General features: G+C 35.4%; 17 protein-coding genes. 14 read left to right on the top strand and 3 right to left on the bottom strand.

From position 1 onward, the window contains the following. The first annotated feature begins 92 nt into the window (after positions 1-92). The 6 genes from BMX63_RS12525 to BMX63_RS12500 all read left to right on the top strand — a co-directional run bounded on the left by BMX63_RS12525 (position 93) and on the right by BMX63_RS12500 (position 6,394). The gene (locus BMX63_RS12525; protein ID WP_093136206.1) at positions 93-1,232 is read left to right on the top strand and encodes a cysteine desulfurase family protein; all 1,140 of its coding nucleotides are present in this window, start codon (positions 93-95) and stop codon (positions 1,230-1,232) included. 5 nt (positions 1,233-1,237) lie between these two features. Beyond that, positions 1,238-2,440, top strand: coding sequence for a tRNA uracil 4-sulfurtransferase ThiI (thiI, locus tag BMX63_RS12520; protein ID WP_093136203.1), 1,203 nt, complete (start codon positions 1,238-1,240; stop codon positions 2,438-2,440). Positions 2,441-2,561: 121 nt separating this feature from the next. Then, positions 2,562-2,774 (top strand): alpha/beta-type small acid-soluble spore protein, encoded by a 213-nt coding sequence (locus BMX63_RS12515; RefSeq protein WP_093136201.1) that lies wholly within the window; start codon positions 2,562-2,564, stop codon positions 2,772-2,774. 256 nt (positions 2,775-3,030) lie between these two features. Next, positions 3,031-4,635, top strand: a complete 1,605-nt coding sequence (locus BMX63_RS12510; protein WP_093136198.1) for an amidohydrolase — start codon at positions 3,031-3,033, stop codon at positions 4,633-4,635. Positions 4,636-5,060: 425 nt separating this feature from the next. Further along, on the top strand, positions 5,061-5,498 hold the full coding sequence (locus BMX63_RS12505; protein WP_093136195.1) for a GNAT family N-acetyltransferase: 438 nt from the start codon (positions 5,061-5,063) through the stop codon (positions 5,496-5,498). Positions 5,499-5,626: 128 nt separating this feature from the next. After that, entirely contained in the window at positions 5,627-6,394 is a 768-nt protein-coding gene (locus BMX63_RS12500) for a class I SAM-dependent methyltransferase (RefSeq protein ID WP_093136191.1), read from the top strand. A 4-nt stretch (positions 6,395-6,398) separates the two neighbouring features. Here the strand turns inward: BMX63_RS12500 and BMX63_RS18100 are convergent, their stop codons facing one another. After that, entirely contained in the window at positions 6,399-6,560 is a 162-nt protein-coding gene (locus BMX63_RS18100) for a hypothetical protein (protein ID WP_177167295.1), read from the bottom strand. 564 nt (positions 6,561-7,124) lie between these two features. Between BMX63_RS18100 and BMX63_RS12495 the strand changes: the two genes are divergently transcribed. The 7 genes from BMX63_RS12495 (at position 7,125) to BMX63_RS12470 (ending at position 10,506) form a co-directional block, all read left to right on the top strand. Next, a complete protein-coding gene (locus BMX63_RS12495; protein ID WP_093136189.1) occupies positions 7,125-7,688 on the top strand; it encodes a hypothetical protein in 564 nt (187 codons plus the stop codon). Between the two features lie 314 nt (positions 7,689-8,002). Then, on the top strand, positions 8,003-8,470 hold the full coding sequence (locus BMX63_RS12490) for a hypothetical protein (RefSeq protein WP_093136186.1): 468 nt from the start codon (positions 8,003-8,005) through the stop codon (positions 8,468-8,470). A 181-nt stretch (positions 8,471-8,651) separates the two neighbouring features. After that, positions 8,652-8,840 carry a hypothetical protein gene (locus tag BMX63_RS18770; RefSeq protein WP_342732875.1) on the top strand — a complete coding sequence of 63 codons (189 nt, stop codon included), beginning with the start codon at positions 8,652-8,654 and terminating at the stop codon, positions 8,838-8,840. Then, complete coding sequence (locus BMX63_RS18765) at positions 8,831-9,106, top strand: GNAT family N-acetyltransferase (protein ID WP_342732872.1); 276 nt, start codon at positions 8,831-8,833, stop codon at positions 9,104-9,106. The genes BMX63_RS18770 and BMX63_RS18765 overlap by 10 nt, the downstream gene beginning before the upstream one ends. 127 nt (positions 9,107-9,233) lie before the next feature. Then, positions 9,234-9,485, top strand: coding sequence for a hypothetical protein (locus BMX63_RS12480; protein ID WP_093136184.1), 252 nt, complete (start codon positions 9,234-9,236; stop codon positions 9,483-9,485). After that, entirely contained in the window at positions 9,486-9,761 is a 276-nt protein-coding gene (locus BMX63_RS12475) for a type II toxin-antitoxin system RelE/ParE family toxin (protein ID WP_093136181.1), read from the top strand. Between the two features lie 196 nt (positions 9,762-9,957). Then, a complete protein-coding gene (locus BMX63_RS12470; RefSeq protein ID WP_093136178.1) occupies positions 9,958-10,506 on the top strand; it encodes a hypothetical protein in 549 nt (182 codons plus the stop codon). A 242-nt stretch (positions 10,507-10,748) separates the two neighbouring features. Here the strand turns inward: BMX63_RS12470 and BMX63_RS18095 are convergent, their stop codons facing one another. Together BMX63_RS18095 and BMX63_RS12465 are read right to left on the bottom strand one after the other, a co-directional pair. Beyond that, the gene (locus tag BMX63_RS18095; RefSeq protein WP_177167294.1) at positions 10,749-11,075 is read right to left on the bottom strand and encodes a diacylglycerol kinase catalytic domain-containing protein; all 327 of its coding nucleotides are present in this window, start codon (positions 11,073-11,075) and stop codon (positions 10,749-10,751) included. Further along, complete coding sequence (locus BMX63_RS12465) at positions 11,072-11,329, bottom strand: diacylglycerol kinase catalytic domain-containing protein (protein WP_093136175.1); 258 nt, start codon at positions 11,327-11,329, stop codon at positions 11,072-11,074. The genes BMX63_RS18095 and BMX63_RS12465 overlap by 4 nt, the downstream gene beginning before the upstream one ends. A 139-nt stretch (positions 11,330-11,468) precedes the next feature. Between BMX63_RS12465 and BMX63_RS12460 the strand changes: the two genes are divergently transcribed. Then, positions 11,469-12,074 carry a DUF2953 domain-containing protein gene (locus BMX63_RS12460; protein ID WP_177167293.1) on the top strand — a complete coding sequence of 202 codons (606 nt, stop codon included), beginning with the start codon at positions 11,469-11,471 and terminating at the stop codon, positions 12,072-12,074. The last annotated feature ends 40 nt before the right edge of the window (positions 12,075-12,114 follow it).

Genomic DNA, 12,114 nt, shown 5'->3' with positions numbered 1-12,114 from the left:
AGTCGGGCCTGATCAGTCGCCTTCGCTTTTCTATTTCACTAACATATGGTATGATTAATGATTGCAAATTTGGTATAAAGGAGAAATGGCTCATGATTTATTTAGATAATAGTGCCACGACAAGCCCTTATCCAGAAGTTTTGGAGAGCTTTCAAAAGGTATCTGAAACCTACTATGGGAACCCTTCTTCCATTCATCAATTTGGTGGTGAGGCTGAGAAATTATTGAAAACTTCTAAAAAACAGGCCGCCGATCTGTTAAAAGTGGATGACGAGGAAATTTTCTTTACTTCAGGTGGAACAGAGAGTAATAATACAGCTATAAAAGGGATTGCCTTGCAGCACCAAAACCGGGGGCGTCATATTATTACTTCTCAAATTGAACATCCCTCTGTTCTTGAAGCATGCGCTGCTCTCGAAACACTGGGTTTTCGTGTCACTTATCTTCCTGTAAATCATGAGGGTAAGATAGATCTCGATGTGTTAGAGAAATCAATAGATAATGAAACCATATTAATTTCGATTATGCATGTGAATAATGAACTAGGTACGATTCAGCCAATAACAGAAATTGCTGATATAGCTGCGAAGTACCCGAAACTATTTTTCCATGTCGATCATGTGCAGGGTTTAGGAAAAATACCTTTAGATATGTCCCATCCTGGTATTAATTTATGCTCAATATCGAGTCATAAAATTCATGGATTAAAAGGGACTGGGGCATTATATATCCAAAAAGGAACAACCCTTTTCCCCCTTTTACATGGTGGCGGACAGGAATCTGCTAATCGGCCTGGCACAGAAAATCTGGCAGGAATTGTTGCCATGGTCAAAGCTTTGAGATTGACAATGGAAAAGCAAAAACAGTCCTTTGACCATTTGACAAACATGGCTAACATCATACGTACAGCTTTAGAGAAAGACGACCGTGTTGTTGTGAATTCACCAGAAGATGGAGCACCACATATTTTAAACTTTTCTGTACCGAATTATAAACCTGAAGTAGTGATCCATGCTTTGGGTAAGGAAAATATTTTCATTTCTACAAAATCTGCCTGTTCTTCAAAGCACTCGGACGAAAGTGCTGTTCTGGCAGCTTGTGGATGGGGAGAGGACCGTTCCCACTTTGGACTGAGGATTAGTCTTTCCTATCAAAATACAGAAGAGGAAGTTCGTGAATTTAGTAAGGTATTTATTCGTGTTTTAGATGAACTAAATGACGTAATGGGGTAGATAACATGCAATATGATCATATCGTCATTCGTTATGGCGAATTATCATTAAAAGGAAAAAACAAAAAACAATTTATTGCACAGTTAAGAGAAAATTTAAAGCATAAGCTAAAACCGTTTTCTAATGTACAGTTGATTCAATCACGTGACCGGATGTATATCAAATTAAATGGTCAGGATCACCAGCCAGTTATAGAAAAGTGTCAGGATGTATTTGGCATTCAGTCTTTAAATCTTGCCATTCGTGTAGAAAATTCAGTTGATAAAATCAAAGAAGGAGCCTTATGGGCATTAAAGGCAGAAGAACAAGTTAAAACATTTAAATTAACAACAAAACGCCCAAATAAAAGTTTTGAAATCGGCTCACAGGAAATGAACCAGATTCTGGGGGGGCACCTTTTATCCAATACTGAGGGGATAACAGTAGATGTTCATAACCCGGATGTTGAAATCCGTGTGGAAATTCGTCATGATGCTACGTATATCATGGCAGGTAAGATCTCTGCATCTGGCGGTTTACCTGTTGGTACTACAGGTAAAACTCTCTTATTACTTTCAGGCGGAATTGATAGCCCTGTTGCAGGTTATCTTGCCATGAAAAGAGGAGTTCAAGTTGAAGCGATTCATTTTCACTCTCCTCCTTATACAAGTGATCGAGCGAAGCAGAAGGTTTTAGATTTAGCTCAAGAATTAACAAAATATGGGCATGAAATTCGTGTACATGTTGTTCCTTTTACTGAGCTACAGCAAAAAATATTCCGGGAAGTTCCTGAAAATTATGGAATGACCATTATGCGCAGACAGATGCTAAGAGTTAGTGAGCGCCTGGCTGAACGGGAAAATATCCTTTCTTTAACTACTGGTGAAAGTCTAGGACAGGTAGCCAGTCAAACAATGGAAAGCATGAATTCCATTAATGAAGTTACCAATTATCCAGTTATTCGACCTTTAGTTGCTATGGATAAAGTGGATATTATTGACATTTCAAGGAAGATTGGGACGTATGAAACCTCCATTCTTCCTTATGAAGATTGTTGTACGATTTTTGTTCCAAAACAGCCGAAAACGAGACCAAGTCGGGAAAAAATTCATCAATTTGAGGATCATGTTGACTTTAGTGAAGAAATTGATAAAGCTTTAGATGGGATTGAAACCATCACCATAACAGAACATGATTTAACTAAATCAGAATTTGAAGATTTATTATAAGTATACGAAACACCCTTTCTGACTGTGGTTAGGGCTAATAAGAAACAAATACCAATAAATTTTTTGCATGATGTTCACCTTCTCTTCACACCATAATGAGTGACAAGGAGGTGATTACATCATGGCAAATAACAATAGCCAAAACTCAAACCAACTTGTTGTACCTGGCGCTGAACAAGCACTTAACCAAATGAAAACAGAGATTGCACAAGAGTTTGGTGTTCAATTAGGAGCTGATACAACTTCTCGTGCAAATGGTTCTGTTGGTGGTGAAATCACAAAGCGTCTTGTAAGTGTAGCTCAACAGCAATTCAGCGGACAACAGCCACAATAAAATATGATATAGCTTGGAAAAGGGCAGGTTTAACTGCCCTTTTCTTTTGTCTTTACTTAAAACATTGACTGTGTTAAAGCTTACTTCTACCAAGGAGCGGAAAGCGAGCGCACTGGAGTGGAAATCAACATCTATGTTTAACAGAGTCAAAACGTTAAGTATATTTGCGGTAAGACCTATTCATTTACTATACTTTAGGAAATGTTTACATTTTCAGACTAGCCAAAATAAAGGAAATCTTAGAGGAGAGATAAGCATGGGGAAATTGTGGTACGGTGGTACAATTTATACAATGCATAAACCTGGAGAAACCGTTGAAGCTGTTTTTACGGAAAATGGAAGGATTACAGATGTCGGTACGAAAGCGTTTCTTGAAAAGCAATATCAAGATAAAATAGATGGGATATACGACTTAGACGGGAATGTAATGTATCCTGGTTTTACCGACAGTCATTTACATATCATCGGATATGGAGAACGATTAATGAAATTAGATTTAACCTATACCAAATCGCCTGAAGAAGTTTTAGATTTAGTGGAAAAGGCATCAAAAGAAATTCCGGAAGATCAATGGTTAATCGGTGAAGGATTTAATGAAAACAGTTGGGATAATCCTCGTATCATTCATCGAAATGAATTAGATAAAATTTGTCCAGATCGCCCGGTTATGCTAACACGTATATGCCGACACGCTATTATTGCCAATACGAAAGCGTTAGAAATAGCTGGAATCACACCTGAAACACAATCACCAGATGGTGGAGTTATTGATCGGGATGACCATGGCATTATGACTGGATTTTTTAAGGATACGGCTCAAGAGTTGATAAAGAGTCAAATTCCTGAAGTTACAACTCAATACTTGGATAAGGCAATTCACTTGGCAGTAGATGATTTAGTAAGGCATGGAATTGTAGGTGGACATAGTGAAGATTTAAATTACTATGGTGGTTTTAAACGAACCTATGACTCATTTACGAGAACAATTGATGGAAGGAAGCACAAGTTTCGTGCTCATTTACTTGTACATAATGGTGTTATTGAAGAGATGGATCGTCATCATTTGGGGTTTAAGCAAGGTACAGATTGGATTGAGTTAGGCGCGATGAAAATATTTGCTGACGGTGCCTTTGGTGGGAGAACTGCCTTGTTGTCAGAACCTTATGCAGACCAGGAAAATGAATATGGAGTGCAAGTTCAATCTGAAGAAGAGATGAAACAATTAATGAAAAAGGCAAGAACGCGGAATATGCCAGTAGCTGTTCATGCTATTGGTGACCAGGCAGTGGAAATGGTTGTGGATATGATTGAGCAATTCCCGCCTGCTGAAGGGATTCGTGATCGAATTATACATGCTCAGTTAACGAATTCTTCTTTAATCGAACGAATGTCTAAATTACAAATTATCATTGATATTCAACCGACTTTTGTTTCATCTGATTTCCCCTGGGTTCTGGAAAGGATTGGGGATGAGAGAGAACCTTATGCTTACGCCTGGAAATCCTTTTTAGATGCTAAAATCGTTTGTGCAGGAGGCTCGGATGCGCCTATTGAAGAGATCAATCCTCTACAGGGAATTGCCTCAGCAGTAAATCGAATGTCCTTCTTAGATGGTAAGTCTTATGGTAAAGAGCAGCGTCTAACACCATTTGAAGCGGTATCCTTATATACAACAGGTGCAGCCTACGCAATTGGAAAAGAGGATAAACATGGCAAAATTGAACCTGGTTATGCAGCAGATTTCACGGTCCTGAATCAAGATTTATTTTCTATCGACCGAAGGGAAATTCCAAATGCCGAGGTCCAGCAAACGATTATTGATGAAACGATTGTTTATAATCGGGAATGGAGTCGATCGTAAAAGAAAAATAAAAAGGCTGTTGTCTAAAAGGAAGTAGTTCCGTTTCGGTGGAAAAACATACGAAATAGCATACTCAATAACAGACCAAGTCGCATATGATTTGGTCTGTTATTTTTTCCTTATCTATCAATGTTTATTGGATATTAACACTTTAATTAGCATACAACAGCGCAACCCTAATAGCATAATGTCAATAGCTGTTGTCAATGTGCTATTTCCTATGTAAATTTGAATGTTATTTGCGATGCTGATTTTTTAACCAAGAGGGTAATTGTTAATTTATGTTAAAATAAATGTAGAGTTTGTGAAAGAACATACTTAAACTACCGAAGCATAATGTTGAAAAAGGAATCCCATATTTACATAAAAGTGTATTGAATATATGTGTAATATTCTAAAAGTTATTGGAAGGGTTGAGTTGAGAAATGGACATAAGAAAACCAAATGAGGTAGAAATTGAAAAGATAATAGCACTTTCTCCACAAGCGATATTTGAGGGAACTTTAGGTGAAGCAGAACCAACGATTGAAAAAGCAAAACAACTGGTAGAACCTCTTTTGAAGAAGGGGAGTTATTATTTAATTTCAACTGAAAACAGTGTACTAACGGGTTGGATTCTTATAGGAGGAAGCAAAGACCAGTTTTCAGGTAAGGCACTCGGATTTATTTATGAATTATTTGTTTTAGAGGAATACAGAGGTAAAGGTATTTCAAAACAATTGATTAAAACAGGTGTTGAACAATTGAAACAAGAAGGATACTCCGAAATTCGTTTAAGCGTATTTGATGGAAATCAAGCAATTAAGATATATGAAAGTCTGGGCTTTAAAAACAGGACAATTACTATGAGTATTTCATTATAAATAATCTTCTTTCATTAACGGGGGCTTTAGTGGAACAAGTAGCTCCTCCTGTTGAAGTAACGAGGCAGTATCCTTCAATAAGGATTACTTGTTGAACTAAATAAAAAAATTGGCAAAGGAAGATTTTAATGGGGAATTTATTCAGTAATGTTGCTAAAGAATTTAGCAAATACCGTGGTGGATATCCAATAAAGTTTTATAAAAAATTGCAGGAAGAATTCGGGGTAGCTCTTCAAAATCAAAAGGTATTAGATATTGCTACTTCTAATGGTTTGGTAGCTACCGATTTAGCAAACGAAGGGTGCTATGTTACTGGATTGGATAATTCATTAGAGCTTTTAAATGAGGCAGAAAAAAGGAACAACCAGAGATTAAAAATTGATTACGTACTTGGTGATGTTACAAAATTACCTTTTAACAATGAAACATTTGATGTCATTACAGCGGTTCATTGTTGGAAGGTCTTACCTACGGAAATAGCAAGCAGCGAAGCCTTACGAGTTTTAAAAGATAGCGGGAAATTTATTATAGCTCAATTTGACCAACTTCCCATTGGGAATAATATAGTATCTGAAACAGAAAAACTTGTTTCTAAATATAATGGTAAGTTTAAAGGGCAAAGTAATTTTGGCTTTTATCCAGAATGGATAGAGGAGATTTACGAAGTCGGTTTTTCGAATATCGAAACCTTTACATTCGATATATTAATTACCTTTACCCACGAGGAATGGAGAGGTCGAATGAGAACTTCGACAGAAATAGGTGGAAGTTTGTCTAAGGAAGAAATACTGCAATTCGATAATGAGTTAGATAAAATTTTAAAAAGTAAATTTTCAGGAGAAAAATTGGAAATACCTCACCGAATGTTCTCTATTATTTGTGAGAAAAAAGGTTAGGTTTTTATGTGTAATTGTGAAGAAACAAAATGGTTAAGGAACCCTTTTTATCTAAGAATTGAACAACTGGTGCTTGATAATGCCAGGTTGATTCTAGTACGACAGGAGGTCGTACTTCAGTATTATTTTCAATCTCGATTAACAGTGAAGCAATATCTCTAGCCATCCAAGGTATGCGGTACTTTAAAACTAGTTTTATAAGGCTTCTTCTTATCTAGAAAACCTTGAATCTGACTTTCTCCTTTAGCTATATCCAGACCTACTACTGGATTCATTGCTTATCTCCTCCTAAGAAGTATTTGCCGGTACCCCCTAACCTTCTTGTAGTATCACAGCTTCGCTTGTTATATGGGATCTTAGTCCCAACCAGCCTCAATCATGTTTCTACAAGTAGGGGGCGAACAGTTTAGTTGACGGGATCTATCTCCCACGGGCAGGGATGTTCTAGCCCGGCTACAATGTAAATGATAAGACCAAATAAGATAAGGTCAACCAGTAATTTCTGGCTAACCTTATAATACGAACGAGGCAGGATAGTTGAACAAGGAATCATTGGAATTAGTAAAGAATTAGGTTCGAAACTTTGTATAATCAAAAAAATAGAGAGGTTATCAGATGAAAAAGGTCACATTTCTCTCTTTTATATAATTGCTCTTGAACTAACAGTCAAGTTAATTACATTGGGAGGGGTATTATTAAGAAACAAATTTTTATTGTTCTATTCATATTTTTGGTTTTTATAATTGCTATAAATATGATTACAGATGAGGAATCAATTGAGGAACCAATTGATTTAGAAAAAAATGATGAAAAAGAAATTACACCAGAACCAAAGTACAACGAAGTTGAAATAGTGATTGATACAGATATTTATTCAAACTATTTCAATAATGAACACAATGATGAAACAATTGAGAATGTAATAGAGCTAATTGAAAGAGCTGCTAAATCAGTAAGTCCATCAGGAGAAGTGAAAATTCCAAAAGACAAAAACCTCAACTCTTTCTTTACTTATAGTAATGATGAACTGTTAGGTTTGTTTCAGAAAAACAACGATAATAGCCAAGGAGAACTTATTATGGTTGTAGCAGATAAACCTTTTGCTCTACAACAAGCAGCAGATTTAATCGAAGATGAACAAATTGATAAAGATCTTAACTATCTTGCTGATGAACTATTTAAAATTGAATTTTACCAAATAAGTGACTTCGCTGAATTCAGTACAGCTTATGAAAAGTACGTTGATATTCAAAAGAAGATTTTGAAAATATACTATACTATTGAGTATATGTGAATTTTAATATCACCTAATGAGCTAGGTCTAAGAAATGTGAAGTTTTTTCACTTAGAGTAATGCGTACTTTTTAACAATAAAAATTCAAGTTAGGAGGTTCCTTATGGAAGGAATAATTAACTTATTCTTAGGAGTCGGCATAGTATTTTTAATAATATTTTTGTTTGCGGTATTTTCCAGTGTTAAAAATAGAAAGTAGTTACTTTTTTGGTTGTTAAGCTAACGGGTGCGTATCTACAACAAACAAGATACGCTTTTTAACTAACGAGCAGTAGAGTTTAATAAGGAATATAAGAAGTAAAGGAGGGGAGAAAATGTTATTATTTTTACTCTTTTATATTTTTGTTATCCCAATCTGTACCTTATTGCATGAGATAGGACATGGGATTGGTGTTATCTCTACTTCAGAATCTCATGCACATGTTTACTTAGGAAACAGAAATGAGGAGAATAAAGAAAATATCAGATTAGGAAGACTTCATTTTCATATTTATTGGTCATATATAGGTTTCGTTGATTGGGAAGGAAAATTAAATAAACGACAAAGAGCCTCTGCTTTGGCTGGTGGACCAATAATGTCTTTATTACTTATATTTTTATTCGGGTTGATAGCAATGCTAGTACCACAAGGTGATTTGCGTTCGTTTCTTTGGGGAGCAACTATATTTAACTGTTTAAATTTCGTTGCAACTATAATCCCTATCACCTACCCTAGATGGATGGGGGCATATAACGGTCATCCATCTGATGGTTTGTTACTGTTGCGATTGTTAAGAAGTTAAAGATTGTCATACCATCTTATTGCGTTATTGGGGGACTTACTGTAAAAGTGATTTACAAAAAGGGGGGGATTTGAAAGACGAAATTACAATGAAATACATTTTTGTGTCTCTTCTCTCATTGTTGACTTTAAGAAAGTTAAAAATAGTGGAGAAAATCGAATGACGTAAGGGGGAAAGAAAATTGGTTAGATTAGATAAAATGAACTCAAGTGAATTTAAACAGTATCTTGAATATGCTATTAGACACTATGCTGGTGAACACGTTAAAGCTGGAAATTGGAATGAAAAAAATCGATTAGTAAGGCGACCAATGAGTTTGAAAAGCTTTTACCCGAAGGAGAAAAAACTGTTAATAATAAGTTGTTCATAATTCGAGATGGAGACCAAGAAGTGGGCATGATTTGGCTTGCTCAACGGTCAAATGAAAAAGGATTTATTTGCGATGTAAACATCTGGGAAGGTAATCAAGGGCGTGGCTATGGGAAACAAGCAATGAAAGAACTTGAACTGGTTGCAAAGAAATTAGGTTTAAAAAGTATAGGGCTTCACGTTTTTGGTCATAACCAAATCGCACGGGGGTTATATGAAAAACTTGGATACATAGAAACAGATATTTTAATGGAGAAGAAGATTTAACGTTATTTCTTCTTCAACTAAAGGGGTGCTTTAGTGTAATTTTCAATCTAAAATGTTGCTTTCTGTGTATGTTAAATTTGTTGTATAATTAGGCTAGAGGTTTTTGGAATGGAGGTAGAATAGGAGTATGAGAAAACTTGATGGATATGAAGCAGAGCTGATAAAAGGTCTTATTCATGAAGGAGAGTCAGTTATAGAGATAGACGGTAGAAAATATCATTTAACTTTAATCGAAGAGCCAGAAACTACAGTACAAGAAGATGTTGACACTGATCCAGAATTGAAACAAAAATTACTTCAAGCAAAAAAGGATATATTAGATGGTAAAGTTTATTCAACTGATGAAGTATTAGAGATGATTGATCAAGGTGAAATATAAATGGTTATAAAATGGACCAATCAAGCATTAGGAGGGTTTCGTAATATTCAAAGTCATCACTTTACTTTTCAGGAGACAAAGGAATATAAGAGAAATTTAGTAAAAAAGATTGAAGAAAAGATTGCGCTTTTTGGTACTAGTATCCCAGCAGATAAGCCAGAATGGGAAGGCAGTTATAAGATAATTATCGATAAATATATTATTTACTATTCGCTATCTGATAACCGAACAACATGTTATATAGAATATTTTAAGCACTCAAGACAACAGCGTTAGCTAGGAATGACATTAAGTAATTTAAAAATGTCTTTTCTAGCTTATTTTTATATCGCTTCTTTCACTAACGGGTGCTTATCTACAACAAACAAGATACGCTTTTTCACTAACGAGCAGGTTAGTGAAAGAAAACTACTTGCAGAAAATTGAAACAAATTATTACCCTATTTCGTATGAATTATAAGGAGGGTGGTAAATGAAAAATTTTAAACGAATGTTGCCTTTATTTCTTTTGGTAGCGCTTTTGTTCGTAACAGCTTGCTCTAGCGATACAGGTTCAAATTCCACACCTAAAGACAAAAACATATCAACTTTAAAAACCGTTTTAGAACATACTTTTACAGGACCTGACGAAAAACTAAATGAATTGTTAGTTCCAGAAAACGTCCAAAACATTGGAGATGATGGTGAGGAAGTAAAAACTGAGGAGCCGAACGAATTAGAAAAATATGTAGAAGAACTATATAAACCTCTCTTTACAGAAGATATGTTCAATGAATACGTAGGAACTTATGCACTTTCATACAACATAACTGAAAATCAAATGAAAGTGAATGACATTACAGTAGAACAGAGTGAAACCAACAAAAACATCTATGATTTTACTGCAAAAGTAGAGTACCAAGGAACTGAGACAAAAGTGTATGACGTAGAAGGTCAAGCTAATTTTTCAGATGAAGGAAAAATTAGTGAATTAAAATTTTACACTGATAACGGTTTATCCGAAGCGCTTATCGGAAATTAGCACAGTATATTATCCCATCTTATTAAACTAACGGGTGCTTTAGTTTAACAGGAAAAAAATATATAAACGCTTGGGCATTAAAATTGATATGCTCCCCTTTGGGTAAACAGATTAAAAAATAAAAATCCAAGCGTTTTTGTTTGTTATTTGTACTGTTATTTATGGTGATAAACATAGTGTGTTTTAGTATGTTATTTCACCTGTTATTTTAGATTTTCTCCAAGGTATCGGAGCTACTTAGTCTAAAAGATTGTTGTTTTAAAAGACTCTGTTAAACATAGATGTTGATTTCCTCTAGTGTGCTCGCTTTCCGCGGGCGGTCTGGGAGCCCACTCGCTATACGTCTGCGGGATCTCCAGTATACCGCTCTCCCGGAAGGTTTCAAGGAATTGATTGTCGATTAATACATTTAAAACGAATGATTTAATGATTGATGAGCGTATGCTTAATTCGTTTAAACAGAAAAATTGTGATTCGTTATCGTTTACTGACACATTGAGAATCGGAAATCTTCGTACCTCTAAATCCTCATTCATGATGATAGGAATCATTTTATCAAAGGAATTCAATTCAAAATCACAATAAAGACCCGCCTCCGCATCGTTCTTAATCCCATATATAAACAATCCTGTCGAAAGCCGGTTTTACGAACAGCTTGTAAAAAAGCTCCGTCACCTCCAACACTTATCACAATGTTAGCATCCTTAGAATCACTTACAATGGAAAACCCCTTTTCTTTAGCGATATCAATAAGTGGACGCAGTTGCTTTTCAGTTGCTTCGTCTTTGGAATAAAACAAGTAGATATGGTTTCGAGCGTTCATTAGAAATCCCCCTTTTTTCACCGTTTCATAAATTCTCTTTCCTTCATCATACACCATTTCATCAGATTGAGCCTAAAATAAAAGGGACAAAAGTTTAAATTAACCTGGATTGGAAAAGAATAGTAAAGAGGTGAGTATGGTGAACTGGTGGGCCCTAATCCTAATTATCCTGGCAATTTTGATTTTACTCATTATGTCTTTGTTGTGTACAAGACTTTACATATCCGTTACCTATACCCATAAGCAGGATAAAGACTATTTAAACATCCATTTGCAAATATGGAAGTTCATCCGTATTCATCGTGAAATGTTACTGGAAGATATGAATCAAAGCAAAGCTATGCCATCTTTTCCGGACGAAAAACAGAATGGGGAGAGAAAAGGGTTTTTTAATCGTTTCTTACAGGCAAAAAACGGTTTTCATACCATACAGCAGTTGTTTCCTGTCATAAAAAACTTCGTAAGCAAAATAAAAGTTTCTAATTTTTATTGGGATACCCAAATAGGAATTGAAAATGATGCCAGTTTCACCGGAATGATTTCAGGCCTATTATGGAGTGTGAAAGGAAGTTTAACAGGTATAATGAACCAGCATATGAGAGTATCAACTCCCCTGCAAATTTATATTCAGCCAAACTTCCAACGAGACATGATCTATACACACCTTGAGTGCATGTTTTCATTTAGAATTGGGCAAGCTATGTACGCCATCCTGAAAATTGCTCGGAAACTAAAATCAGAGTGAAAAATGAAGGGAAAAGAATAGGTAAGAAAGGAGTCCAAAT

Origin of the sequence: Salinibacillus kushneri, from assembly GCF_900111405.1 — a bacterium.
GTDB lineage: Bacteria > Bacillota > Bacilli > Bacillales > Alkalibacillaceae > Salinibacillus > Salinibacillus kushneri.
This window is presented reverse-complemented; position numbering and strand designations above follow the sequence as displayed.